Origin of the sequence: Streptomyces sp. NBC_01471, assembly GCF_041438865.1 — a bacterium.
Lineage (GTDB): Bacteria > Actinomycetota > Actinomycetes > Streptomycetales > Streptomycetaceae > Streptomyces.
Map to the genome: position 1 here is coordinate 339,096 of NZ_CP109451.1, position 23,871 is coordinate 362,966.

The window sequence follows — 23,871 nt, forward strand, 5'->3', positions numbered from 1 at the left end:
TCCGGCACCCGGGGTGCCGCCCGCGGGCATCCCACGATTTCGGGGAAAACCCCCAATGCCAGAGCCGAGCAGTCGTCGAAGGTGCGGGCACGACGAGTTCGCCGTCACCGAGCGGGCCGCCATCCCCGCGGCCTCGATCGGCAAGGCCGTCCAACTACGCCGGCAGGAGTGCGTAACGCCCTGTCACCGCGCGTCGCGTGCGTTGGTTCCGGGCTGTCGGGGTGAAGTGCTGCTGGTGCGCAGGGGGTTGGGCATCGGAACGTAGCGCGAACTCGCGCCGTCCGCGCCGAGCCAGCGCAGCAGGAGGTTGGCCTTGGCAGGGATGTGGGTGGTGGCGAGCAGGTCATGGATCTCGGGCGGGTCTCCGGCCGCGGCGCCACAGGCGGCGAAGACCTGCTGGGCGTGGGGCCACAGTGTGCCGGCGAGGTGGGGGTGGCGCTGGGTGATCGCGCCGGCGATTTCGTGGAGGTTGTTGGTGACCAGGCAGTACGTCAGCCGGTGCCAGCCCTCGGCGGGTTCCACCACGGGTGCGGAGGTCCCCGGGGGAAGAAGGTGGAGGGGTGCGGTGTGCCGCCCGGCGAGGAGTTTGACCCCTTCGTGGTCACGGAAGAGGACCTTGGCCGGGAGGCCGGTGGTGTCGTCGACGCAGACCAGGACGTTCTGGAGGTGGCATTCGAGAACGAGGCCGTGGCGGAAGAAGGCATGCAGGACCGCCGGGACCACGTGGTGGAGGTAACGGCGCCACCAGGTCAGGGCGCCTTCGGCGGTGGTGGAGTCGAGGGGGTTGCCCGGGAAGCCCTCGCTGATCCCGGCCGTGAGGAGAGGGGTGGTGCCGGCGTCCAGGTGGGCGCGGGGCCCGTCGCGGATGATGACCGCGAAGGCCCCGTAGGAGTCGGCGTCCGCGAGATCGGCGGTCCGGTGGCCGCGGTCGGCCAGCATCCCGGCTGAGGAGTGCGGCGGCAAGTCGGCGAAAGCAGAGCGCAGGAGTACGTCGATCGTCCGCAGTCGGCGCAGGTCGTGGGTCCACAGACGGCGGACGTCGTTCGTGATCCGCACATCGAGGCTGAACTTGCAGAACAGGTCCGCTTCCGGCAGGTACACCGTGCGCAGGGATGAGGTCGGCACCACCGTGGCGGAGGTTTCGCCCAGGCGTTTGATGCGACCGTCGTGAAAGGCGGGGAGGTCGCCGAGGAGGGCGAGCTGCCAGGGGTGGGCGGGGAGCAGCCGGTAGCCGGGAGGGGCGGTGCCCAGGCTGTCCAGGCCCGTGCAGTCGCCCTCCTGCGCGAGGAGGTCGGCGCGTACGGCGAGCAGGGCGAGGGGGAAGCGCGCGTGGGCCTCGGGTGCGTAGGGCAGCCAGGTGCCTGGCGGTTCGGTGCCACGGGCCTTGGGGGCGGGGTGGTGGCGGTGGCCGGCGAGCAGCGCCTGTTCGGAGCGGATGTAGAGGTCGCGGGGCGGATCAGCGGTGGCGCGGGCGTCCAGGAATGCGGCGATGGTGTCGCGACTGGCGGTGATCTCGCCGGCGAGGGTGTGGTTGGGGAGTCCTGTGTGGCGGGTGAGTTCGTCGGTGACCAGCGCGGCCAGCGCGGGGAAGGCCAGCGGCGACCAGCCGTCGGCGGTGCGCAGTTCGGGCTCGGTGGGATGGCGGCCGGCCCCTACCCGCAGGAGTGCGCCGGTCGCCGGCAGGAGGTAGGCCGCGTGGCCGCCGGCCGTGTCCTGGCAGAGGTGCGGGCGGGCGATCTCGCGGATCAGACACCCCAGGAGCGCGGTGGCGGACAGGGAATCGGCGTGCTCACCGGCGCCGGCCGGGATGCCGCCCGGCACGGGCCGGCGCTGCGGCGCCTCGTCGTCGGGGAGGGTTCGCTGGTCGCACACGGTGTCGGCCCCTAGCGGAGTGCGGCGTACGGGTTGGCAATCCATGCCCAGGTGTCGGTGTGGGCGTCACCGGCCAGGCGTTTGGCCGTGTACGCCTTCACCGGCAGGCGGGGGGCGAAGAACAGGGCATGGTGCCTCCGGTTCCAGTCATCGGCGGGCAGCTCCGCGTAGGTGGAGTCGATGTGGTGGGCGACGTGGCCCCACAGGCCGGGGTCCCCTGCGCTGTGGACGAGTTCAGCGAGTGTGGCGACCATGGCGGCGGCGAGTTTTGCGTGCAGGACGTCCGGGTCGTCGCACGCCACCGATCCGTGGAGGGGCGGCAGACCGCCCAGACGGTGAGGGCTGGCCCGGATACTGCTGAGGTCGCGGTAGAGGAGGCCCTTGGGAGAACCGTCGGCGTCCAGCGTCAGAAGGGTGTTCTGTCCGTGCGCCTCCAGCGCGACGCCGCGGTCCAGCATCCGCAACAACGCCGGCACGATGGCGGCCACGGCCGCCGCCACATCGACTCCCGCGCCGGGCAGGGCCGAGAGCGGGACCGCGACGTGGCCGGGGGCGAGGTGGTGTTCGGGTGGCTGTCGCAGGACCGCTGCCAGGTGCGCGTCGATGCCCGCGGCGTGCACGTCGCGCAGCAGCGCCAGGCCGGGGACGTCGGGCAGGACCCGCGACAGGGCAGGCCCGTTGTGCAGACTGCGTGCGGACAGACCACGCACGGCAGAGGTCAGCTGCACATCGATCGAGGTCTTGATCTGCCAGCGGTCCGTGGCGAGCGTGCGCAGCGACATCAGTGGCCGCGCCCGCATCGACGTCGCCGGTGCGAGGCCGTAACGGGGCAGGACGTGGTCACGCTGCCACGGATGAACCGGGAGCAGCACGTGCTCTCCTTCGGTCAGCGGCCAGTTGGGTGCGTGGGTGTGCAGGCGTGCACGGGGTACAGCCACCAGGGGCAGGTCGAGGACCGGGCGGAACTCGGGTGCGTACGCGAGGGTTTCAGCCAGCGACATCCCTGGCCGGTTGCGGCAGCACGGGTGCAAGGGGTGCCCGTCCACGACGCTCTGCTCGTACCAGGTGCTGTCGCGCTCGCCCGTCTCCGCGTCCGCGTGCGGCCGGTGAGCACGGGCCAGGGCGAGTCCGGCGACGCTGCCCGTCACCTCACCGGCGAAGCGCGCCCCTGCCGCTCCCGGCCACAGAGCGAGCACGACGGCCCGCGGGTCGTTGACAGCACGCCCGTCGACCATGAGCGCGGTCAGGTCCCGGGCAACGAGGCCGGCAGCGGCCGAAGGGCCGGTGACGCGGCGGCCGTTGTCGAAGGTCACCGTCAGGGAGGACCCGTCGCTCCTGCGGTTCGCCAGCCCGGGCAGCGGCTCCCGGGCGAGCGCTCCCCACAACCGGCCCAGCACCGCCGCCGACGCGAGGGGATAGGCGGCGTCGTAGGGGGAGAGCATGTCGGGCCGGGCCGCGGCGAGCTCCGCGCGATACACCATGGCGGGTTCCCTCCCCTGGGAACCCGCCCGCTGCACCCGCCGGTACCCGCTTTCGTCCGTACGGGGGAAGGACCTGCCCCGTCGGGGAACTCAATGACCGATGACACAGGTCCACACCGTTCGCCGGTGGTGGGTGCCTCACTGAGGAGGGGCCCTTCCCGTACCAGCTGCTTCCCGTATCAGCTCACGAACTCCTTGTCGCCGTAGCGGATCGTGGTCTTGTTCCAGTCCACGCCGAGACGGGCCGTGAACTTCCTGGCCAGGTCCAGATCCGCCAGCGAGGCGACGAGGATGAGCCGGCCGTCGAGTGTGACCGACCCTCCGCCGAGCCGGGCGCGCGCCTCGGGGTCCTGAACGAGGGCGTCGTGCAGGCGGGTCCAGCTGACACCGGAGGCCTGGATCTGCACTGCGTCGGTATCGGGCGAAGTGCGCTTGAGGCAGCGGAAGGTGAGGACCGCCTCCTGGCCGTAGCGCTTGGCGATCACACTGGCGACGTGGTGGAGGCCGGCGGGACTGATCTTGTTGACCTCGAACTCACGGGAGCGCTCGTAAGTGGCCTGCTGCAGGTCGGTGGACCAGAAGACACCGCCCAGAAGGGTCGAGGCACCGGCTGCCGCCCCTTGGGTGTGGATGATGCTGCGCACCTCCCGGTCGAACCGGGTCAGGTGGGTGCTGAGACGGGGGTCCCCGGGGTCGGTGATGATCGCGGTGTTGTCGGTGGCGAAGACCTCCGCCGTCGGGCAACTGCGGGCTGCGGGTTCTCGCTGCGCCGCACTCGCCGTACCCGTGGCTCCCAGCGTCAGGGCGGAGATCATGGCCAGGATGCGGACCGGCCGCTGCGCGATGATGTTCTTCATGAGGTTCTTCTTACAGTGAGCAACGAGGCGTGACGAGGCGTGTTTGCGTCGCACTTACTGATCTTGCGGCAGACCGCAGCCGGTACGCCCCCCTGTGTGTGGCCCTACCCCGGTGACGGCTTCGCGCGGTGGCGACGAGCCCGGCCGGGTGGTGCAGCGAGCCGGGGAGGTCACTCGGGGCCGAACGGCGGTCGGTTCGTCGTCGCGGCCTTCCCGCCTGCGGACTTGACGGCGGAGGGGGACGTTGAGCTGGCCGAATAGGCCCTCTTTCTGCCGACGGGCGAAGTAGGCGTGGACCGTGTCCCGGTCCGGGTGGTCGTGCCGCGGACAGGGCAGGCAGAGAACTCCTCGTCGGTGCGGCGGTGTCGGCGCACATCCACGACACCACAGTCACCGACGCCCGTACCCGGCTCGAAATCGCTCCGATCGGCGAGCTGCGCCTGCTCGGAACCCATCCCCAGAACGGCTCGTGGCAGGAGCTCCCCGTCCCCGACCGGCACCGCTGGGCCCGGGACGCGGCCAGCAGCTTCGAGCCCTTCAACGTGGCCCAGCCGTATGCCCGGTTCGCGAAGACCTGCGCACCGGAACCCGCAGTACACCGGATGTCGAAGCCGGCCTGCGGCTGCACCGACTGCTCGACGCGATCAGGCGGTCCGCCGAGACGGGCACCCGGCAAACCCGCCTCAGGTAGGAGACCGCGCCCACAGGTGCGGTGGTGGGCCCCGGGAGCCAGGTCTGGATGGCGACTCCGCGCGGTCGCTCCCGTGCGGGTTTCGCCGTCAGGTCCGGTCGAGGGCGTTCGTTACGAGTTCGCGCGCGTACGCGGCGTCCAGTCGACCGGGGCGGAAGAGGATGCGGTACATCATCGGCGCCACGACCCGGTCGATCACCCGTTCCGTGGCAGGCACTGCCTCTCCGCGCCGTGTCGCGCGGTTGAGGACGGAGTCGATCTGCTCCGCGGCGTAGGCGGAGCACTGGCCGGCGTTGGTGCCGTCCGGATCGCCGAGGAGCGCATCACGGATGTACGCCCGCCCGGGCGGAGAGGCCATCTCGTCGAGGAACTGTTCCGCCCATGCGTCGAGGTCGGCCCGCAGGCTGCCGAGATCGACGGGGTCAGTGTCCGGGCGCAGCCGTTCGACTGCGACGTCGGACAGGAGTTCCTGCAGGTCGCCCCAGCGGCGGTAGATCGTGGACGGTGTCACACCGGCACGGGCCGCCACCCGGGGAACGGTCAGTGCTTCGCGGCCCGTCTCGCCGACGAGTTCGCGGACCGCTGCATGAACGGACTCCTGCACACGGGCGCTGCGCCCGCCGGGGCGCGTCATGGGCTTGGGGCTCATGCGTTCTACCTTAAGGCGAATACGTTGCTTCAAGCCGCCTCCCTTTCGTTTTCGGCGACTGGGCGTCCCGGGTGGCCACCGGGGCGACCCGCCCCACATCGGCGGCCGCCTCCTCGTACACCCGCCCCACGCGCAGCACCGTCGCGTCCTGGAAGGGACGTGCCATCAGCTGCATACCGATCGGCAGTCCGGCGTGATCGTGCCCGACCGGCAGAGTGAGGGCCGGGACGCCGGTGATGTTGGCCGGGGCGGAGAGGCGGACATAGCTGTCGGACACCGTTTCCACGGTGCCGTCGGCCCACACGACCGTGTCCTGGCCGGACTTGGCAGCCGTCATCGGCACCGTCGGGGCGGCGAGGACGTCGATCCCGTCGAACATGCGGGCCCAGCCGTCGCGCATCATGGTGCGGGCCCGCTGGGCGCGCAGGTAGTCGCCGGCCGAGGTGAGTTCGCCGGCTTCGAGCAGGATGCGTACGTCAGGGGTGTACAGGTCCGGGGCGGCCCGCAATGACCGCTCGTGGTAGGCCGTGGCCTCGGGAACCATCAGCCCCCACTGAGTGGCCCGGACATAGCGTGCCATCGGGATCTCCACGTCGACGAGCTTCGCGCCGAGCTCCGCCAGCCGCTCGATCGCCCGGCGCACGGCCTCCTCGACCTCGGGCGAGACCCTGTCGAAGTAGTGATTGCGGGGGATGCCGACCCTGAGCCCCCGCAGATCACCGCCCGGCCCCGTCGGACCACCGCCGCCGGTGAAGGACGCCGCCGGGCCGGGCACACTCGCCGGGTCGCGCGGGTCGTACCCGGCTGTCGCGGCCAGCACCAGAGCCGCGTCCCGCGCGCTGCGGGTGATGGGGCCGACATGGTCCAGGGACCAGGACAGCGAGGTCACACCGGAACGGGAGACGAGACCGTAGGTCGGCTTGAGGCCCACCACGCCGTTGAGTGCGGCGGGGACCCGGATGGAACCTCCCGTGTCGGTGCCCAGGGCGAACGTCGCCCCGCCCGCGGCGACCGCCACCGCGGAGCCGCCGCTCGACCCTCCGGCGACGCGGCTCTGGTCCCATGCGTTGCTGGTCTGTGGAGTGGTCAGGCCGTAGGCGAATTCATGGGTGTGCGTCTTGCCCAGGAGAACGGCCCCGGCAGCCTTCAGACGTGCGGCCACCTCGCTGTCGTGGTCCGCGATGTGCCCGGCCCGGACGTCCGAGCTCGCCGTGGTGGGCAGGCCTGCGGCGTCGATCAGGTCCTTGAGGCCCATGGGGATCCCGTGCAGCGGGCCGCGCGGTCCGGTTCCGGAGATTTCCCGTTCGGCGCGAACCGCCGCGGCCAGAGCGGCGTCCGCCGCGACGGTGACGAAGGCGTGGAGCCGTCCGTCGACCGCGCCTATGCGGGCCAGTACGGATTCGGTGAGCTCGACCGGGGACAGTTCCCGTGCGCGTACCGCGCGGGCCGCCTCGGCGAGGGACAGCTCAAAGGGCTGCATCGGCGTTCCCCTGTCCGGCTCGGTACGAGACCGCAGGGGGCGTGTCCGCGAAGTCGAGTTCTCGCAGCGTGGTGATGACGGAGTGGATGTGGTTGGCGGTCGCGGCCACCGCTTCGTGGCGGTCGTCCCCGAGGGCGAGTCCCGCCCGCAGGGCGCCGTGAGCTGCGTGCTGGGGAGTGAGTTCGCTGGTCATGAGAGTCCTTCCCGCGCTGTGCGGTGGATCGGCCCGGGAACTGGTCCACGGTCCGCGACCACCTAAAAGCGAATCGTTTGCTTTAGATGACGGTAGAACCTACGGTGACTTAAAGCAAACCAGTTGCTTTTAGCGAACGTAAGGGAAGATCACCGTGCCCGTGCCCTCGAATCCCAGCGCCCCGGCAACCGCACAGACCCCCGCATGGTCCGTGGGCGACCACACCGTGCGACGTATCGACGAAGCAGCCCTTCCCGCCGCGACCGGCCCGTGGCTGCTGCCCGGGGCGACTGCGGACGTCGTGACCCGGACCCCTTGGCTGCGCCCCGACTTCGCCGACGAGGAGGGCGTCCTCCGGCTGGCGAGCCACAGCTTCGCGGTCGAGGCGGACGGGCTGCGGATACTGGTCGACACCGGCATCGGAAACGGAAAGCAGCGCACCAACCCCGCCTGGCACAACCTGAACAGCGACTACGAAGCGCGGCTGACGGCGGCGGGCTTCGCCCCGGAGACCGTGGACGTCGTCATCCTGACCCACCTTCACACCGACCACGTGGGATGGAACACGCGCTCCGAAGGCGGCAGTTGGGTGCCCACCTTCCCCAACGCGCGCTATCTCACCTCGCGTACCGAATGGAACCACTGGGCCGGTGTCGAGATGGAGGAGGCGCGGCTACAGATGTTCCGGGACTCGGTGCACCCCGTCCGGGACGCGGGCCTCTTCGACCTCATCGACGTCGCGGACGCGGGCACGGACATCGCGCCGGGTGTCCGCCTGCTGCCCAGCCCCGGCCATACTCCGGGCCAGGTGACGGTGGAGCTGAGCAGCCGGGGCGAGAGCGCACTCATCAGTGGCGACAGCATCCACCACCCGGTCCAGATGGGGCATCCGGAGCTCTCCAGCTGCGTGGACATCGCCCCCGGACTCGCCGCCAGGACCCGACACCGGATGCTCGACTCGCTGGCCGGCACCTCGACCCTGCTGCTCGGCAGCCACTTCCCGCCGCCGACCGCCGGTCACGTGCGGCGCGAGGGCCATGCGTACCGGCTGACGCCGTCCGCACCCGGGGGCGCAACGGCCCGTGGCTGAACGGAGGATCAGCGCCGTATCCGGATCAGCGCCGCAGCTGGCTCAGCTCAGCGTCGCCGTTGCCGCGCGCAGGTCCTCCAGGGCCGCCAGTGCGTGAGGCGCGAGCTCGTCCGCGTCATCACGATCACTTTCGGACCACTGGGCGTAGCCCCGCTTGAACGCGAGGACTCCCAGCTCGCCCGCGAGATGAGCAGTCGGGTCAGGGACACCGCGGGCGATGAGCGCGGCTGTCATGGCGGCCGCGAGACCGACGCTCTTGAGGGCGTCGCGCTCCTGAAGTTCAGTACTGGCCGCCACGGCCGCTTTGAGGCGGGGGCCGAGTTCGCGGTTCGTCGGTCCCATGGCGTTCGACGCGCGCTCAAGACCTGCTGCCACCGCCTGGAGCGGGCTGGCGCTCGCAGGCGCCTCGGTGATGCCGTCGGCGAGCAGTCTGCCGAGTGTCTCCTGGCCGGCGACCAGCAGCTCCCGCTTGTCGGAGAAGTGCCGGAAGAAGGTGCTCTTGGTGACGCCGGCGCGCTCGGCGATCTGCGTCACCGTGGTGGCGTCGTACCCCTGCTCGGTGAACAGATCGACGGCTGCGACGACGAGTCGCTGGGTCGCCCCTGGTTGCCATCTGGTCATAAGAACAGGATAGGTGATGGGACAGCTGTCCCATCACCATGTAGGGTCAGTGATGGGACAAGGGTCCCATCACTGAGGGAGAGCTCATGCACGTCTTCATCACCGGCGGTACCGGAACCATCGGCTCCGCCGTCGTCGCCGAACTGCTCGGCAACGGTCACACCGTTCTCGCACTGGCTCGCTCGGATCGCTCCGCGCAGACGCTCGAAAGCGCCGGCGCCAAGGTGCTGCGAGGAGATCTGGCGGACCTCGACGTCCTGCGGTCCGGCGCCGCGCAGTCCGACGGCGTGATCAGTCTGGCGTTCGGGCGCGACTACAGCAGCCCGGACGCGCTCGCGCAGGCCATCGCCCAGGAGAGCGCCGCTCTCACCGCTCTGGGGCAGGAGCTGATCGGGAGCGACCGCCCGATGGCCACGGTCTCGGGTACGCCCTGGGTGCCGGGCCGCGCCTCCACCGAGGCCGATCCGCTGCCGACCGACGGACCGGTGGGCGGTCGGGGCCGTTCGGTCAACGCACTGCTGGATCTGGCCTCGCGTGGTGTGCGCAGCGCGGCTGTCCGCATGCCGCGCACGGTCCACAACGAGGGCCAGGGCGGATTCGCCGGCCTGTTGGCCGATCAAGCGCGCCGCAGCGGAGTGGCCGGCTACCCGGGCGACGGCACCCAGCGCTGGCCGGCCGTGCACGCGCTCGACGCGGCGGTCCTGTTCCGTCTGGTCCTCGAGTCGGCGCCGGCCGGCACAGCCTGGCACGCCGTGGCCGACGAGGGCGACGCGGTGCGGGACATCGCGACCGTCATCGGCCGTCGGCTGGGCCTGCCGGTGGAGACCGTACCGGAGGAGACCTTCGGCCCGTTCGGCCCGATCTTCGCCATGGACCAGCCTGCGTCCAGCGCCCACACCCGCGATGCCCTCGGGTGGCAGCCGACGCACTCCGGCCTCCTCGACGACCTGGAGAACATTCAGCCCTGAGACGCCTTTCCTCCGGACCCTGACCCGTCGATGTACTGGTCGGCCCAGGCGCTGATGATGTGGGCGGCTCGCTGCGCCTGTCCTCGCGCGGTCAGGAGATGGTCTGCCCCTTCGAGCGAGACGAAACTCCGCGGGTGTCGTGCCTCGCGGAAGATCTCACCGGCGTTGGCGATGTCGACGGTGGAGTCGGTGGGCGAATGCAGGACGAGCAGCGGCTGGTTCACCTTGCGTATCCGGTCGCGCAGGTGAGCGTGGTGGACGTCTTCCACGAAGGCGCGCTTGAGGACCAGGGTTCTCCCGCCGACGAACCACTCGTGCGCCCCTGCACTGAGAACCCGGTCCATGACCGCGTCGTACTGTCGCTCGACGTGGCTGGGATCGACAGGCGCCCCGATGGTGGCGAGCGCGCGGACCCCGGTGATCTCCGCCGCTGCGGCGAGGGCGGCGGCGCCTCCCCATGAGTGCCCCACCAGCAGATCCACCGGAGTCCCTCGCTCCGCCATCAGATTCGCCGCCCGGACCGTGTCCTGGACCTTGACGGTGAAGGAACCGTCGCCCCAGTCGCCGTCGGAGCCTCCGATCCCGAGGTTGTCGTAGCGCAGCATTCCGATCCCTTCGCGTGCCAGCTGCTTGCTGACGCGCGAGGCGGCCGGCGAGTCCTTGCCGAGCGTGAATCCGTGTACGAAGAGTCCCCAGCCGCGGATCTCGCCCTCCGGCAGGTCGATCACTCCGGCCAGTTCGGGTCCGACGGTGCTCCGGAATCTCACTTTTTCGGTCATGTTGTGATCACCTAGGCGTGGACTGGTCGTGGGGCAGGGGAGGGCGACGCCGGCTGGCGCCCCGCGCGTGCTCCGGGCAGGAGTGCGGTGAGCGCGGTGCTTGTCACTGTCGGCGTCAGACGGCCGGTCGCCGCACGGAGGCCGGATTGGTGGCGAGCAGTGCGGTGATCTCCTCGGCGAGGTGCGGGCCGAGCTCGCCCCAGCCGTCCTTGTAGCCGTAGACGCTGAGCAGGGTGCGGGCGTCGTAGTCACCGTTCATGATCTCGATGTCGGTGGCTTTGATGAGTGCCGGGTGGGCGACACCGACGGCCCCCGAGATCTTCACCAACTCCTTGCGCAGGGTGCGCAGGTAGACAGCGGCCCGGGTGGCCTTCGAGGTCGGGTCGAGGCCGCGGGCCAGCCAGGGGTTCTGGGTGGCGACGCCGGTGGGGCACTTGTCGGTGTGGCACTTCTGCGACTGGATGCAGCCGATCGACAGCATCGCCTCACGAGCCACGTTGATCATGTCGGCGCCCAGCGCGAAGGCGACCGCGGCGTTCTCGGGCAGGCCGAGCTTGCCGGAGGCTATGAAGGTCAGGTCGTCGGTCAGCCCCAGCTCGGCGAAGGTGCCGTAGACCCGGGAGAAGCCCATCCGGAACGGCAGCGAAACCGAGTCGGTGAAGGTCAGCGGCGCCGCCCCGGTGCCGCCCTCGCCACCGTCGATGGTCACGAAGTCGACACCACGGTCACCACGCGCCATCAGCGTGGCCAGCTCCTGCCAGAAGTCCATCTCTCCCACCGCGCTCTTGACCCCGACCGGCAGGCCGGTCTCGGCGGCGAGCAGTTCGACGAAGTCGAGCATCGAGTCGACGTCACCGAACGCGGTGTGCCGCGACGGGGAGGCGCAGTCCTTGCCGACGGGGATGCCGCGGATCTCGGCGATCTCCGGGGTCACCTTCGCGCCCGGCAGCAGCCCGCCCAGACCAGGCTTGGCGCCCTGGGAGAGCTTGATCTCTATCGCCTTGACCGGGGCGCCGGCGACGACATCCTTCAGCTTGTCGATGTTGAAGCTGCCGTCCTCGTTGCGGCAGCCGAAGTACGCCGTACCGAGCTGAAGGATGAGGTCCCCGCCGTTGCGGTGGTACGGCGAGAGGCCGCCCTCTCCCGTGTTCTGCAGCGTGCCCGCCAGTGCCGCCCCCTTGTTGAGCGCCGTGATCGCCGCGCCGGAGAGCGATCCGAAGCTCATCGCCGAGATGTTCACCACGCTCGCCGGCCGGAACGCCTTGGCGCGCCCGCGCGGGCCGCCCAGCACCTTGGCCGATGGCAGGGGGGCCTGCGGGTCGTGCGCGTCGGGCAGCGTGTCGGCGAACGTGCGCTGCTTCAGGTAGGCGTGGCCCTGCATGTGCTCGACGTCATTGTCGGTGCCGAACCCGAAGTAGTTGTTCTCCGCCTTCGCCGACGCGTAGATCCAGGTGCGCTGGTCACGGCTGAACGGACGCTCCTCGTCGTTGGAGGTCACGATGTACTGCCGCAGCTCCGGCCCGATCGTCTCCAGCAGGTACCGGGCGTGTCCGATCACCGGGAAGTTCCGGAGCAGTGCGTGCTTCTTCTGGACGAGGTCGCGGGCCACCAGCAGCGCCAATGCTGTTCCGGTGGCCGCGGCGATGCTCCGGGCGCGCATGAACGTTCCTCTCCTCGACGCTCGACTCCATCGCCGTGCGGTGGACGTCGTCGCGTCGTCGTGTCGTGTCGGGCGTTGGGCGGCGGGCACGACCAAGCGGGCGTCGGCGTCCGTCGGAGAACGCGAATTTAATAGTAGAAGCCCGTGCGAACAGCCATGTGATCAGGGTCGTCGGGTGGGTCGGTCGCCCCCGCGAGGAAGGCGGCGCGCAGCGGCACACCGGTGCGGGACTTGACCGCGTGGTAGCCGCGTCCGTCCCGGACGGTCCGGGCGAGCAGAGCGGATTCGTCGAAGACATCGAAGTCGGTGAGTTCCGCCCGCCCGGACCAGGCAGCGCTCACCCCGGCGTGCTCGGCCACCCGCCGGGAGGTTCAGCGTGACGGCCGGCCCGTGGCCGAGCGGACGCTCCAGCTCCCGACCGAGCGACTCGCCAGGAGCCGCGTCCAGCAGCAGGACTCGGGCCCGCTCCATACGGTTCCCCTTCCTGCACGGACCCTCCTGCGGTCCAGGGGCACCGGTAGGTGCGAGGTCGCGAGGTACGGCACAGACCATGGCGGTTCGCTGCCGTGCCACGCGCCGGACCGCCTTGGCTCAGCCCAGCCCGTCCATCAGGGCGGTGACATAGGCATCCAGCCGCTCCTCCACAGCTCGCGTCGTCAGTTCCGTCCTCCCTGCCTCCCGCCATGGCTGCGCCACCAACCGCACTTCTTCCGAGGACGCCAGCCCGTCCCGTACCCGCCAGTACAGCCGCTCGCTCGCGGTCGCGGCCAGCACCCCGCCGGCCGCCTCGTACGCCTCAGCGAACCGCAGACCCCACGCCGGGCCGTGCAGCAGCGCGAGAATGGCGGAGCAGTGCGCCACATCGAGATCCGTCGGGCCCCAGGAGGCCGCCGCCCAGTCGACCACGCCGGTGATCCGGGCGCCTGCCGGCTCTTGGGGCGGCATGTCGAACAGCACGTTGCCGGGTTGGAAGTCCCGGTGCAGGAACCGCCCTTCATAGGGCGGCGCCGGCTTGCGGATCACATCGATCGCCGCGGCCCAGGCCGCCGCGTCGGCGCCCTTCGGAATCACGACGGTGTCGGCGGTCGTCCACGCCACGTACTCCCGGGGCCGCTCGACGGGTCGCAACGCGTGGATCGCCACGAGTTGACGGGCGAGCAGGGGGACGCGCGTCTCCAGTCCCTCATCGTCGAGGACCGTCCGGCCCGCCAGATGTGTCATGAGGAGCGACGGATACTCGCAATGCGCGGCGGTCGGATCAACCGCGATCAGTCCGGGAGCCGGCACGCCGGTCCCGGTGAGCAGGGGCAGGGCGCCGGCCTCCCTGGTCAGCCAGTCCTCGGCGTGCTCCACGTCGACGAAGGTCCGCAGCACCAGGTCACGGGTGCCTCCGTCCCCCGTGCCGACGGTCAGCCTCCGCACTTCGGCAGTGATACCGCCGTGCAGCGCCTCGGTCCTGACGACCCGTTCGCCGGCCTCCAGGTACCGGCTCACCCAGGCCAGTGTCAACGGTCGCACAGCCGCCGCCTCTTCGTGGTTGGTCACCGTGCCACCCCACCATCCGGACCACAGCACGCGCAAAATGCTTTTCACTGGAGGCGAGGGCCACCCTGCTCCCTTCCCTGTGCCCCTCAACGGCGGCCCGTACGGCACCGGCGGCAGCCGACTCCTCTGCCACGGGGGTAATGCGGGCGCTGAGCAGCCGGGGGGGGCTTCGCTGCGGTCAGGCAGGCGGGCGCCGCGAGGCACCACCGCCGCTTCCGTTCAAGGGGATCAGGGATTCCAGATGCGCGCCTTTGACCCAGGAGCCCAGCAGGTCACGGTGCACGGCCACCACATCCTGACGCAGGGCCAGACCGAGTGCGGCCGACGTGAACGTGCGGCCGGTCGTGACGAACAGGGCGACGTCCGCGCCGTGTTCCGGGCGGGCAGTACCGACGAACCTCTGCATGTCCTGCGAACCCACCCCCCGGGCAGGGGCGTACTTCTTGCACTGGACGACGAGCTTGCGGCCGTCTGCGAGGTAGCCGACGACGTCCGCGCCCAGGTCGCCGCTCCTGCCGCTGACGACCACCTTCGTACAGCCGTCCCGCCGGCACAGGTCGGCGACGTACGTCTCGAAGTCCTGCCACGACAGGGCGTCGACATCGGCCATCGACAACTCCCTTGCCCGGGCCTCCTCCTGTGCCCGCCACTTCCGGTCCCGGCCTACCGCCAGACGGTGCGTGCGCAGCAGCATCCAGCCGGCCCCACCCACCACGACCGCGGCCGGCACGGCCACCAGGACCGGCCACACCAGCGTCCAGTGTCCGGCCGTCCACACCACGGCCACCGCCGCAGCCACCGCACCCCAGCCCTGCAATTGCCTGCGCGTCCGCTTCTTCAGTCTCCGACGCCGTCGTCGTGACGCCATCACTCCCCCGCTCCCGGACTGTGCACCGCGGTACCCCACCCCAAGCTCTCTTGTGTAGTCCGCGCCCGACATCGCTGTAGCCGAGTTGCGGATGAATGGCAGAAAGCGTTCCGTGGCCGGAACCAGCAGATGAGGCCCTGTTCTCGTACGGCTACGGCCGGGTGGCGTGTAGCTCTGAGCAACGACACGGGCTGCGGTCGCGCTGCTGAAGGGCGGCGCAGTGCCACTTAACGCATTGACTGTTAAGTTCTTAATGGTTACCGTCGGGGTATGGATCAGTCGGAACACCGTCCCGCCAGTCCCCTCGAAAGCCTCAGGGTCATCAATTGGGCCCAGGTGCGGGCAGGGCAGGAGTGGATCCGCACGCGAGGACTCAGCTTGCAGCAGGCGTTCGTCCTGAGCCATCTCGCCGCCCATCCCGGTGCCATCCAGCGCGACATCGCGCGAGCGTCCCGTACGACCGCGGCGAACGTCTCCGGCGTCCTGCGCGGGCTCGAAGCGCGAAACCTCGTTGAACGCCGATTCGAGGGCGGCGACGAACGCAGCAAGCGCGTCTTCGCGACCGACGCCGGGATCGCGCTCACAGCCGGGCGCGACGAGGCGATGGCCGCGGCGGACGAGTCCATCCTCGCGCCGCTGACCGAGTCGGAGCGGACCACCCTCCACATGCTGCTCGCCAAGATCACCGCCGGCCTGCCGAACCCGGGTGACTCGTAACGCGCCCGACCCAGCCCGTCGGACCGCATTCCTCATTCCCGCCGTGGCGGCATCCGCCGCCGCGCCCGCGAACCTGCCCGGACGCACGCGTCCAGCGCCGAAGGAGCAATCATCATGACGCAGGAACATCCGCTGCTGACAATGATCCGCGAGGTCTGCGCCCTCGGGCGCGCCGAGTTCGAGCGGCCGTCCACCACCGAGGGCGTCCCCGACGCCGGGCGTGCGCTTGCCCAGGGGTTGAAGGCGATCGATCCGGGCGGCGCGCCCACTGACATCTCGCTGTCCCTCGCGCTTCTGGCGCCCCGCGCTCCGTACTTCGACCAACTCGTGCTGGACGCCATCGCGGCGGGGGTCCCCCAGGTAGTCAATCTCGGCGCCGGCCACGACGACCGCGCCCTGCGGTTCCGGCACTCCGGCGTGACGTTCTTCGACCTCGATCTGCCCGACGTCGTCGCGGACAAGGCCCGCCGCCTCCGGATGATGGGCACCGACACCACGCACCTCGCCCTGACCGCCGTGGACTTCCACACCGACGATGTCGCCGAGGTCCTGGCGCGCGCCGGGCACGACGCCCACCGACCGGCTCTCTTCCTCGCCGAACACCTCGCTCTGTTCCTCGAACCCGGCGACGTCGCATCACTCCTGGCGCGGCTCTCCGGCCGCGCGGCAGCAGGGAGCACCCTGGCCATCACCGCCGAAGTGCATCCTGCCGGCCTCGACTCCGGCCTCGTCGTCTCCACCGTGGACGACGTCATGTTCGGCGGCGCCGGACCGCTGCACACGATCCAGTCCCGCGACGCCTGGCTGACACTCTTCGAGAGGACCGGCTGGCGGGTCGTCGACGCGGACGAGGTGACGGCGGTCAACCACTTCGAAGTGACCGTGGCCGACCGCCCCACCCAGATCCAGACGCAATTCCTCACCGCGACGGCGTGAAGCATCGGCCGACCCACCCGCGCGAGCCACAGCTTCGTGTCACTTCCCCGGCGGTCTGTCCTGATCGGAGCAGACCGCCGGGGTGGTGACCTGGGCTGTCGCGCTCCGTCCGAGTCAGCGGCCAGCCGCCAGCAGCCGGCCGGTCTCCCACCTGTGCGGTTGCCAGGTGGTCCTGGTCCGGGGACGAGCGCGGTGTCGGGTCGGTGGTGCGGGCCTGCGTCGATGCCGTCGGCGAGGGCCCGGACGCGGGCTGCCGGATCAGCGCAGTCCGGCGAAGAGGTCGTTCTCGGGCACGGCCGCGCCGGTGGTGTCCTTGACCCGTACGAAGGTCTCCATGCCCATCAACTCGCCGAACCTCTCCTTGCCCATCTTGAGGAAGAAGATGTTCTCGCCCTGACTGGCATGCGCGGCCAGCGCATCGAACTTCTGGCCGCTGAACGCGGTGGTGTCCACCCACGTGGTGATCTCGTCGTCGGGGAGACCGATCTCGGCCATGGCGGCGGCCTCGGCAGGATCCGGCTCCGGCATGTCCTCCTGAAACTCGTGCATGGTCTCCCCGAACCGCTGCATCATCGAGCGGGGCATCGTCGTCCAGTACACCTTCGGTGTCAGCGCGGTCATCTCCAGCGCCGCCATCGTGATGCGGTGGGCCTGGATGTGATCGGGGTGGCCGTAGAAGCCGTTCTCGTCGTAGGTGACGACCACATCGGGCCGGTAGTGCCGCATGAGTTCCGCGAGTCGGGCGGCGCCCTCCTCCACGGGGGTCTGCCAGAAGGATCCGGGGGCGTCGTTGCTCGGCCAGCCCGTCATCCCGGAGTCGGCATAGTCCAGCATCTCCAGATCGCTGATCTTCAGGACGTCACAGCTCGCCTCGAGTTCTTGCCGGCGCATCAGGGCGACGGCCGCCGGATCGTGTCCGGGACCGCCCGGCTTGACACCCCCCGGTCCGTCACCGCAACCGCCGTCGGTACAGGTCACGAGAACCGTGCGGATGCCCTCCGCCGCGTACCGCGCGAGCACCCCTCCCGTTCCGGTGGCCTCGTCGTCGGGGTGGGCGTGCACTGCCATGAGCGTCAAGGGCCGGTCAGTCATGAAAAACAGTCCTCCATAAGAAATACGTCTTGGTCCGAGTCCGCGGCGGGCGTACCGCGGTCCTGGGGCCCGGGTTCTGGTGGGGCGGACGGCCTTGTGGTCTCCGTGATTCCCGCCCGTGCGGCGCCGGTCCCCCGGTCGATGCAACCGTGCCGACCGGACCTGCTGTTCCCGGCGGGCGGAGTCAGGCCGTGGGAGCCGTCCGGCACATCCCCCGGCCGACCTCGGATCGCTATTGTCCAGCCCTCGTGGCAGACAGCCGATCCGGGGTCCGTGCCTTCGCCGGTACCCGAGACGTCGCAGCCCAACCGGTACGACACCGGCTGGACCGATACGGCTGGACCGAGGACGGCTCGGCCTGGGAGGACAAGGTCCGCACCGGCGCCCCCCTCCTCCTCACAGCCGAGCGGCTGCACACGGCAGAGTGGGAGGGTGACTGAGCTGTGGGCGCATACCCTGACCTGGGCAGAAGTGGATCCGTTGCGGCATCCGTTCGAACTTGACGAGGACGAGGCAGAGGCCTTGGCCGCGTGTGTGGCGCCCCTGCTGCCCGGGGCAGACGCCGATGAGGAGAACCGCCCGCATTCGCTTGATCCGGTCACCGAGTGCCTGATGGAGCGGTACGGCCGGTGGGCCTGCGGGTGGAACTGGTCGGTGGGTGAGGGGGACACCGATGGCGGGGTCGTCGGCGTGTGGTGCTGTGCTGCCGATTCCGTGACGACGGCGGACGAGACCTCCTCGCTGGTCGTCACGGCCCTGCTCGAATGGCGTGGCTGGCTGGAGGAACTCGCACAGCGCTTCGCCGCCCTCGCACCGCCGAGCCACTCTGCGGTCTCCTCGGTGGATCCCTGGCACTGGGAGCGGGCCTGCACGCGGCTGGTCACCGTGGTGGCCGACCGGACCCGGGCGGAGAGTGGCTGGTACGGGCACTGCATGCAGGTCCTCGCCTGGTTCCTCACCTGTAGCGGTGTCGACCAGGAGCGAGCGCGGGAGATCGTGGAGAGCGCGGTCGGTGGCCTCTTCGGCAGTTGGATCGCACCGGACGCCGCGGTGGTCGACTCGGCGAGTTCACGATTCGCCCACACTGTGAGAGGACAGGAATGACTTCCCCGTCGGGAGGTCGGAGGGATGCCCTTGCCGACTGGCTGCGCATCCGTACGGAGATCTCCTGGCCGCGCTGGAGCGGCGGCCGCCCCGCTGCGGGACCGCCGGTGCTCGACGGCGTCCGGGACTTCCTCCACGCGACACGCGGAGGCCGCGACCCCGAAGGGGCCGTGCGGGTTCTGACAGCCCTTGACCAGTCTCTCGCCGACGCGAACCAGGGCAGACAGCTGACGCTCGCCCTCATGGCGGGCTGGCAGCGAACCGTACTGCGTCGCGACCCCGTCGGCTTCCGCACGATGCCCGCCTTCGCGAAGGGAGGACGAGAGCGCTACGGCCTTGAGCCCGACACACCCGGGCGGTTCGAAGAGTGCTTGTCCGAGAGCGCTCAGTCCGACCTCCCCCTGCCTTCACGCGCTGCCCGGACGTACCTCGACGTCCTGTTCTTCCATCCGTTCGAAGACGGCAACGCCCGCGCAGCCATGCTGGCACTGGCCTTCGTCCTGGCCCGTGACGGTGTCTCCCTCGACCAGGCGCACTCGCTGCAGACCACCCGCTGGGCCGACGACGCCGATGGCGCGGCCGATCTGGCGCTGCTCCTCGGAATCCTGCTCACTGCGGCCCGGCGCCGCTCGTCCCCGGGCCAACCACAAGAGCAACGATCAGGTATGGCTAAGGGCCGCCCCGGGACGACCTCTTTCGCGCTGGTCGCCCAGAGGACAGTTCCAGCTCAATCCCCATGCCTCCTCCTTCGGCCTCGGACACCGGAGCTTCGCAGAGATCATTCGTCAGACAGGGCCCAGGACGCCCCGGTCGAGGACTGCCGACTGCCCGTTCTGGCGCTTGGCGTCGCCGAGGGACGTCTGATCCCGGCCGTCGCGGGTGACGTGGCGGATGACGTCGTGGTCGCAGAGCACTCAGGTGGCTGGGGAGCCGGCCGGGCAGAGGAGGTCGAGGGTGGTGTCGGCCCCGCGGCGCGGGCCGTCCGCGTTCCACGGGCAGCGTTCCATGGGCAGCCGACCGTGCTCTGCTCCTAGGATCGTCGGTCATGGTCGATTTCTATCCCCCGACAAGTCCCTTTGATTCAGGGTTCCTCGACACCGGAGACGGCAACCGCGTCTACTACGAGCAGCTCGGCAACCCCGAAGGCAAGCCCGCCCTGATGGTCCACGGCGGCCCGGGCGGCGGCGCCATGCGGCGGCCGACCAGGTCCTGGGACCCCGAGGCCTACCGGATCATCCGCTACGACCAGCGCAACTGCGGCCGCAGCACCCCGCACGCGAGCGTCCCGGCCGCCGACATGAGCCTCAACACAACGCGGCACCTGATCGGCGACATCGAGCGGCTGCGCGAACACCTCGGCATAGAGAAGTGGCTGCTCAACGGCGCCTCCTGGGGCCCGACGCTCGTCCTGGCCTACGCGGAGCAGTATCCCGAGCGGGTCAGCGAGATCGTCATCCAGGCGGTGATGACGACCCGCCGCTCCGAGATCGACTGGCTCTACCGGGGCGCCGGGCGGTTCCGCCCCGAGGCGTGGGACCGGTTCCGCGACGGCGTTCCCAAGGACGAGCGGGACGGCGACCTGCTCGTGGCCTACGCACGGCTGATGGAGAACCCCGACCGTGCGATCCGCGAGAAGGCCGCCGCCGACTGGCTCGCCTGGGAGGACGCGGTCATCACCGGCGAGCCCAACGGCGTGCCCGGCATGTACAGCGACCGCGAGGTCGACGCGCAGATCGCGTTCGTACGGATCTGCGCCCACATCTTCAGCAACGGCGCATGGCTGGAGGAGGACCAGCTGATCCGGAACGCGCACAAACTGGCCGGGATCCCCGGGGTGATCGTGCAGGGCCGGCACGACATGGGCTGCCCGGTCCAGACGGCGTGGGAGCTGGCGAAGGCATGGCCGGGCGCGCGGCTGCACATCATTGAGGACGCCGGGCACGCCGGCAGTGACGCGGCGGGCGAGGTGGTCCGGGACGCCATCGAGGAGTTCAAGAACCGCTGAACACCTCAACGTACCGGGGCCGGGGCGGGGGCCGGGACAGGGCCGGGGGCCGGGCGGAAGGATCGTCCTTCCTGTGGATCGAGATCCTTCAGAGGTCCTTGGTCGACCGCCCCGCGTCGCGCTGTTTGGTCATCTCGCCCCGCCACACCGGCCTCCGGGGCCACGGACGCGCAGGCCCAGCCCCGCCTTCCGGGCAGCACGGACACCCGGCTCGCCCGCGTACTGCCTGACCGATGCCTCCACCAGGGCCCTCAGCACGGCAGGGGTCAGGTTCGAAGCGATCGCGCCCGCCACACTCATCACCGAGAACGGCCACAGGTGCATGAAGGCCACCCTGGACAGCGGTCAGATCAACACTGATCTGACGGGGCTCAGCGGGGCGGCCAGGGGCGGATTCGCTTTCCGGCGTGGGACGCACCGGGCCGAGTTCACCGCTCTGGAGATCCGTCTCAAGCTGGACCGGGCCGGCGTCGTCACCGCAGAGCACCTCGGTAAGAGGATCCACACGCTCCCCCAGTCCGCTCAGGGAGTCGAACTCTCCCTGACCAAGCTCAGCGCGCAGAACACTCCGGTGAACCTGGCCCCGCCGCCGCGGACGCCCTGGCAAAGGAGTTCACGCACACGCCACTGGCCGTCGGCCAGCAACTCTTCTCCGCCACCGTCAGCTTCGACGTCCTTCAGGGTGTCACCGGCCTTCACACGGCCAGGTAGAGGCGCCGGCCGGTTTCGGCGGCGAGAGGACCGCCGGGCGGGCGACCGCCGTCAGCCCGGTGTTGAGAACCGGCTTGCATCGGCCGGCGGTGCCCTGCGCTCGTGAGGTGTCAGCCGACGGTCGCATTCAGGATGACCGCTTGTGGGGCGTTGAGGTAGGCGGTCCAGTATGCGCTCCCGTACTGGCTCGCCCCTGTCTCCGACACGGTGGGCACAGCCCATGACGAGCGGGCGAAACCTGCGGCTGAGGCCGCCTTTTCGTAGGCACGGTGCGACCACCATCGGGCTGTGACACTCATCGGCAGCCCGCCGGGCAGCGTGGCGGCCAGCGTGACCGGTGCGCCTTCTCCTTCCTCGTGCTGGGTGAGTGAGAACCCGTAACCGGCGTAGTAGCGAACTCCGCGGCCGTAGTCCGGATTGAGGGTCATGGCCACGAGCCGGCCGCCGGGTTTGAGTGCTCGCCGAGCGGTGGTGAGGAAACCGGTCAGTTCCTGCTCGGTGACGGCGTAGCACAGGGCGTACACCGAGACCACCACGTCGCATGTGCCGTCGAGGAGCGGATCGCCCGCGGGGCCGGGGCGGGTTGCGTCCCGGCGGAGGTAGGTCACTCCTGCCTGCTGCGCGTGTTCGCGTTCGTGCCCGGTGGCGAGCATGCCCTCGGAAACGTCGATGCCGGTGACGTGCCTTGCGCCCCAGGTGGCAAGCCTTCGGGTGTAGATGCCCGAGCCGCACCCCATATCGAGCACGGTCAGCCCGGTCACATCGCCGACGGCCTGGCGTACGGAATGGCGCTCAACGTGTTCCCGAAAAGGGAGCTCCACCGCGGAACGCTCATAGGTGTCGCCCAGCGTGTCAAATTCGCTCATGCCAAGCATCTCCACCAAGGTTCGGGCAGGCGGCAACCGCGTGGAGCTTGACCTGATGAGAACATCCCTGGAGGAAATCGGGGTACGGACGATCGAGGCCGAACCACGCGAGGTCGAACCGGGCCCTCGCGCCGGTCGCACTGAGCGCGAACCAGGTCGCCTGCGTCTACGCAGTGGCCGAGCATCTGGTCTCCACGGTGGCCCCCGCAGCTTCGAGCACCTTCTTCGTTTCTCCCGCGTCAGCCGACGAGATACCTTCCTTCAGGGCCGCGGGGGCGGACTCCACCAGGTCCTTCGCCTCCTTGAGGCCCAAGCCGGTCACCCTGCGAACTGCCCTGATCGCCGCGACCTTGTTGTGGCCGGCCGCGATCAGGACCACATCACACTCGGACTCGGACTCGGACCCGGCGTGGGCTGCTCGCGGTGCCGAGAGCGCTGTGACCCCACCTTGCGCCGCCGCGCTGACAGGCGTCGACAGGGACAGCGTCACCGACACTGCCGACAGCACCACGGCCGCTGCCGGCATCCGTCTGCGCGCGTCGAGCAATCCAGCAGTCATGGGTGCTCCGTAAGTTGTTAGGCGGCCCGGGAGGGCCGGGTGTGGCTGATGGGTTCTTGCCTTCAGTGGCTTCGAAGGAGTGGCCGCCCGGCTCTCTTGGGCGCCCTGGCTGCTGATTGAGATGTGCGCTGCCGGCGTCGCAGAGGCCGTCCTCCGGGTGTCCGGTTCACCGGCAGGCGCCTGCCGGTGAGCCGGGCACCTGAGGGGCGGTCAGGTCCGGCGAGCTGGGGAGCCCGCGATGTCGCCGTCCAGCGCGGCCAGCAGCCAGTCGTGAGCCGCGCCCGGCGTGGGGTAGGCGGGGCCGGCCAGTTCGGCGACGAGCTGCCAGTAGTGGTCGATACGGGGGTCCGCCGCGAGCATGCCGACGAGCCGATGCCGGAAGGCGGCCGTGTCGCGCGCCCCGCGCGAGCGGGCGTACGCGGCGACGAAGCAGTCGAGCGCGTCGCCCGTGTCCGGCGGCCGCCCCGCCCGCAGGGCCGGGGCGGCCAGAGCGTACGCCTCCGCGAGCCCGTCGTAGAGCACTGCCGGACGGTAGCCCTCGTCGGGCCGGTGCACTGCGGGCTGGCCACGCTCGTTGCCGACGCAGGGCCGCGAGACGAAGGCATGCAGCCGGGCGAAGGCCAGCACCTGGGCAGGGTCCGGGTCCTCAGGAGGCTGCGGCACCGTCTGTTCGAGGAACGACGACACCAGCCGGGCGGGAAGCCGCGGCGGCAGCCAGCGCCGCCAGAACCGCGCCAGCGCTTCCGTGCTGGGCGGGGCGGTCACGGCCCCGACGAGCCGCAGCCGCTCGGCACGCTCCTCCGCGGTGCAGTCCCGCAGGACGCGCAGGGCCGCCTCGCGCCAGCGCAGGGCGGCGAGTTGCGAACCGAGCGCCCGCAACTGCCCCTCGATGACGTCCTCCAGGGCGTCCTCCTCGTCGAGGACCCGCCCCACGTCCGGCACCGGCAGGTCCAGGGTCCGCAAGGAGCGGATCAGATGCAGCCGGTCGCGCGCCTCGGGGCCGTACCGGCGATGTCCCCCGGAGCTGCGCGCGGTCTCGGGCAGCAGACCACGGTCCGAGTAGAAGCGGACGGTCTTGACGGAGACGCCGGCGTGCTCGGCGAGCTCTCCGATGCTCCACATGCCGT

General features: G+C 70.4%; 24 protein-coding genes. 8 read left to right on the top strand and 16 right to left on the bottom strand.

All coding sequences use genetic code 11. From position 1 onward, the window contains the following. Positions 1-183: 183 nt before the first annotated feature. The 6 genes from OG285_RS37405 to OG285_RS37430 all read right to left on the bottom strand — a co-directional run bounded on the left by OG285_RS37405 (position 184) and on the right by OG285_RS37430 (position 7,223). Positions 184-1,917: an IucA/IucC family siderophore biosynthesis protein gene (locus OG285_RS37405; protein WP_371793730.1), complete on the bottom strand. Its 1,734-nt coding sequence runs from the start codon at positions 1,915-1,917 to the stop codon at positions 184-186. Continuing rightward, positions 1,884-3,353, bottom strand: a complete 1,470-nt coding sequence (locus OG285_RS37410; protein ID WP_331760331.1) for an IucA/IucC family siderophore biosynthesis protein — start codon at positions 3,351-3,353, stop codon at positions 1,884-1,886. Before OG285_RS37410 ends, OG285_RS37405 begins: the two co-directional genes overlap by 34 nt. Before the next feature lie 179 nt (positions 3,354-3,532). After that, positions 3,533-4,210 (bottom strand): hypothetical protein, encoded by a 678-nt coding sequence (locus OG285_RS37415; protein WP_331760332.1) that lies wholly within the window; start codon positions 4,208-4,210, stop codon positions 3,533-3,535. 779 nt (positions 4,211-4,989) lie between these two features. Beyond that, complete coding sequence (locus OG285_RS37420) at positions 4,990-5,550, bottom strand: TetR/AcrR family transcriptional regulator (protein ID WP_331760333.1); 561 nt, start codon at positions 5,548-5,550, stop codon at positions 4,990-4,992. 10 nt (positions 5,551-5,560) lie between these two features. Then, positions 5,561-7,030, bottom strand: coding sequence for an amidase (locus OG285_RS37425; protein ID WP_331760334.1), 1,470 nt, complete (start codon positions 7,028-7,030; stop codon positions 5,561-5,563). After that, the gene (locus OG285_RS37430) at positions 7,017-7,223 is read right to left on the bottom strand and encodes a hypothetical protein (RefSeq protein ID WP_331760335.1); all 207 of its coding nucleotides are present in this window, start codon (positions 7,221-7,223) and stop codon (positions 7,017-7,019) included. The genes OG285_RS37425 and OG285_RS37430 overlap by 14 nt, the downstream gene beginning before the upstream one ends. 160 nt (positions 7,224-7,383) lie before the next feature. On the opposite strand from OG285_RS37430, the gene OG285_RS37435 reads away from it, so the two are divergent. Next, on the top strand, positions 7,384-8,313 hold the full coding sequence (locus OG285_RS37435; RefSeq protein ID WP_331760563.1) for an MBL fold metallo-hydrolase: 930 nt from the start codon (positions 7,384-7,386) through the stop codon (positions 8,311-8,313). Between the two features lie 42 nt (positions 8,314-8,355). Here OG285_RS37435 and OG285_RS37440 read toward each other — a convergent pair whose 3' ends face one another. Continuing rightward, a complete protein-coding gene (locus OG285_RS37440; protein WP_331760336.1) occupies positions 8,356-8,934 on the bottom strand; it encodes a helix-turn-helix domain-containing protein in 579 nt (192 codons plus the stop codon). A gap of 86 nt (positions 8,935-9,020) precedes the next feature. Here OG285_RS37440 and OG285_RS37445 point away from each other — a divergent pair, with 86 nt between their 5' ends. After that, positions 9,021-9,902, top strand: coding sequence for an SDR family oxidoreductase (locus tag OG285_RS37445; RefSeq protein WP_331760337.1), 882 nt, complete (start codon positions 9,021-9,023; stop codon positions 9,900-9,902). Here OG285_RS37445 and OG285_RS37450 read toward each other — a convergent pair. The 5 genes from OG285_RS37450 to OG285_RS37470 all read right to left on the bottom strand — a co-directional run bounded on the left by OG285_RS37450 (position 9,893) and on the right by OG285_RS37470 (position 14,754). Further along, a complete protein-coding gene (locus OG285_RS37450; RefSeq protein WP_331760338.1) occupies positions 9,893-10,681 on the bottom strand; it encodes an alpha/beta fold hydrolase in 789 nt (262 codons plus the stop codon). The genes OG285_RS37445 and OG285_RS37450 overlap by 10 nt on opposite strands. Before the next feature lie 115 nt (positions 10,682-10,796). After that, positions 10,797-12,341, bottom strand: coding sequence for an FMN-binding glutamate synthase family protein (locus tag OG285_RS37455; RefSeq protein ID WP_331760339.1), 1,545 nt, complete (start codon positions 12,339-12,341; stop codon positions 10,797-10,799). Between the two features lie 128 nt (positions 12,342-12,469). Beyond that, the gene (locus OG285_RS37460; RefSeq protein ID WP_371793731.1) at positions 12,470-12,700 is read right to left on the bottom strand and encodes a hypothetical protein; all 231 of its coding nucleotides are present in this window, start codon (positions 12,698-12,700) and stop codon (positions 12,470-12,472) included. A 232-nt stretch (positions 12,701-12,932) separates the two neighbouring features. Next, entirely contained in the window at positions 12,933-13,886 is a 954-nt protein-coding gene (locus OG285_RS37465) for an aminoglycoside phosphotransferase family protein (protein WP_331760565.1), read from the bottom strand. A 178-nt stretch (positions 13,887-14,064) separates the two neighbouring features. Further along, the gene (locus OG285_RS37470) at positions 14,065-14,754 is read right to left on the bottom strand and encodes a restriction endonuclease (protein ID WP_356830738.1); all 690 of its coding nucleotides are present in this window, start codon (positions 14,752-14,754) and stop codon (positions 14,065-14,067) included. A 270-nt stretch (positions 14,755-15,024) separates the two neighbouring features. Here OG285_RS37470 and OG285_RS37475 point away from each other — a divergent pair, with 270 nt between their 5' ends. Together OG285_RS37475 and OG285_RS37480 are read left to right on the top strand one after the other, a co-directional pair. Next, positions 15,025-15,471: a MarR family transcriptional regulator gene (locus OG285_RS37475; protein WP_331760342.1), complete on the top strand. Its 447-nt coding sequence runs from the start codon at positions 15,025-15,027 to the stop codon at positions 15,469-15,471. Positions 15,472-15,585: 114 nt separating this feature from the next. Beyond that, entirely contained in the window at positions 15,586-16,407 is an 822-nt protein-coding gene (locus OG285_RS37480; protein WP_331760343.1) for an SAM-dependent methyltransferase, read from the top strand. A 258-nt stretch (positions 16,408-16,665) separates the two neighbouring features. Here OG285_RS37480 and OG285_RS37485 read toward each other — a convergent pair whose 3' ends face one another. After that, the gene (locus OG285_RS37485; RefSeq protein WP_331760344.1) at positions 16,666-17,499 is read right to left on the bottom strand and encodes a PIG-L family deacetylase; all 834 of its coding nucleotides are present in this window, start codon (positions 17,497-17,499) and stop codon (positions 16,666-16,668) included. Positions 17,500-17,747: 248 nt separating this feature from the next. Here OG285_RS37485 and OG285_RS37490 point away from each other — a divergent pair, with 248 nt between their 5' ends. The 4 genes from OG285_RS37490 to pip are packed head-to-tail and all read left to right on the top strand — an operon-like array spanning position 17,748 to position 20,608. Further along, the gene (locus tag OG285_RS37490) at positions 17,748-17,939 is read left to right on the top strand and encodes a hypothetical protein (RefSeq protein ID WP_371793732.1); all 192 of its coding nucleotides are present in this window, start codon (positions 17,748-17,750) and stop codon (positions 17,937-17,939) included. Continuing rightward, entirely contained in the window at positions 17,932-18,603 is a 672-nt protein-coding gene (locus OG285_RS37495; protein ID WP_331760345.1) for a hypothetical protein, read from the top strand. The genes OG285_RS37490 and OG285_RS37495 overlap by 8 nt, the downstream gene beginning before the upstream one ends. Next, positions 18,600-19,637 (top strand): Fic family protein, encoded by a 1,038-nt coding sequence (locus tag OG285_RS37500; RefSeq protein WP_331760346.1) that lies wholly within the window; start codon positions 18,600-18,602, stop codon positions 19,635-19,637. The genes OG285_RS37495 and OG285_RS37500 overlap by 4 nt, the downstream gene beginning before the upstream one ends. Positions 19,638-19,648: 11 nt before the next feature. Then, a complete protein-coding gene (pip, locus tag OG285_RS37505; protein WP_331760347.1) occupies positions 19,649-20,608 on the top strand; it encodes a prolyl aminopeptidase in 960 nt (319 codons plus the stop codon). 821 nt (positions 20,609-21,429) lie between these two features. Here pip and OG285_RS37510 read toward each other — a convergent pair. From OG285_RS37510 to OG285_RS37520, 3 genes are all read right to left on the bottom strand, one after another. Continuing rightward, the gene (locus tag OG285_RS37510; RefSeq protein WP_371793733.1) at positions 21,430-22,194 is read right to left on the bottom strand and encodes a class I SAM-dependent methyltransferase; all 765 of its coding nucleotides are present in this window, start codon (positions 22,192-22,194) and stop codon (positions 21,430-21,432) included. Positions 22,195-22,351: 157 nt separating this feature from the next. After that, positions 22,352-22,711 (bottom strand): 50S ribosomal protein L7/L12, encoded by a 360-nt coding sequence (gene rplL / locus OG285_RS37515; protein ID WP_371793751.1) that lies wholly within the window; start codon positions 22,709-22,711, stop codon positions 22,352-22,354. A gap of 243 nt (positions 22,712-22,954) precedes the next feature. Then, positions 22,955-23,866: a MerR family transcriptional regulator gene (locus OG285_RS37520; RefSeq protein WP_331760567.1), complete on the bottom strand. Its 912-nt coding sequence runs from the start codon at positions 23,864-23,866 to the stop codon at positions 22,955-22,957. Positions 23,867-23,871 lie beyond the last annotated feature (5 nt).

Coding starts and splice junctions, on each gene's coding strand:
- OG285_RS37405 (WP_371793730.1), bottom strand. CDS start 1,917: ATGGATTGCCAACCCGTACGCCGCACTCCGCTAGGGGCCGACACCGTG.
- OG285_RS37410 (WP_331760331.1), bottom strand. CDS start 3,353: ATGGTGTATCGCGCGGAGCTCGCCGCGGCCCGGCCCGACATGCTCTCC.
- OG285_RS37415 (WP_331760332.1), bottom strand. CDS start 4,210: ATGAAGAACATCATCGCGCAGCGGCCGGTCCGCATCCTGGCCATGATC.
- OG285_RS37420 (WP_331760333.1), bottom strand. CDS start 5,550: ATGAGCCCCAAGCCCATGACGCGCCCCGGCGGGCGCAGCGCCCGTGTG.
- OG285_RS37425 (WP_331760334.1), bottom strand. CDS start 7,030: ATGCAGCCCTTTGAGCTGTCCCTCGCCGAGGCGGCCCGCGCGGTACGC.
- OG285_RS37430 (WP_331760335.1), bottom strand. CDS start 7,223: ATGACCAGCGAACTCACTCCCCAGCACGCAGCTCACGGCGCCCTGCGG.
- OG285_RS37440 (WP_331760336.1), bottom strand. CDS start 8,934: ATGACCAGATGGCAACCAGGGGCGACCCAGCGACTCGTCGTCGCAGCC.
- OG285_RS37445 (WP_331760337.1), top strand. CDS start 9,021: ATGCACGTCTTCATCACCGGCGGTACCGGAACCATCGGCTCCGCCGTC.
- OG285_RS37450 (WP_331760338.1), bottom strand. CDS start 10,681: ATGACCGAAAAAGTGAGATTCCGGAGCACCGTCGGACCCGAACTGGCC.
- OG285_RS37455 (WP_331760339.1), bottom strand. CDS start 12,341: ATGCGCGCCCGGAGCATCGCCGCGGCCACCGGAACAGCATTGGCGCTG.
- OG285_RS37470 (WP_356830738.1), bottom strand. CDS start 14,754: ATGGCGTCACGACGACGGCGTCGGAGACTGAAGAAGCGGACGCGCAGG.
- OG285_RS37475 (WP_331760342.1), top strand. CDS start 15,025: ATGGATCAGTCGGAACACCGTCCCGCCAGTCCCCTCGAAAGCCTCAGG.
- OG285_RS37480 (WP_331760343.1), top strand. CDS start 15,586: ATGACGCAGGAACATCCGCTGCTGACAATGATCCGCGAGGTCTGCGCC.
- OG285_RS37485 (WP_331760344.1), bottom strand. CDS start 17,499: ATGACTGACCGGCCCTTGACGCTCATGGCAGTGCACGCCCACCCCGAC.
- OG285_RS37500 (WP_331760346.1), top strand. CDS start 18,600: ATGACTTCCCCGTCGGGAGGTCGGAGGGATGCCCTTGCCGACTGGCTG.
- pip (WP_331760347.1), top strand. CDS start 19,649: ATGGTCGATTTCTATCCCCCGACAAGTCCCTTTGATTCAGGGTTCCTC.
- OG285_RS37510 (WP_371793733.1), bottom strand. CDS start 22,194: ATGCTTGGCATGAGCGAATTTGACACGCTGGGCGACACCTATGAGCGT.
- rplL (WP_371793751.1), bottom strand. CDS start 22,711: ATGCCGGCAGCGGCCGTGGTGCTGTCGGCAGTGTCGGTGACGCTGTCC.
- OG285_RS37520 (WP_331760567.1), bottom strand. CDS start 23,866: ATGTGGAGCATCGGAGAGCTCGCCGAGCACGCCGGCGTCTCCGTCAAG.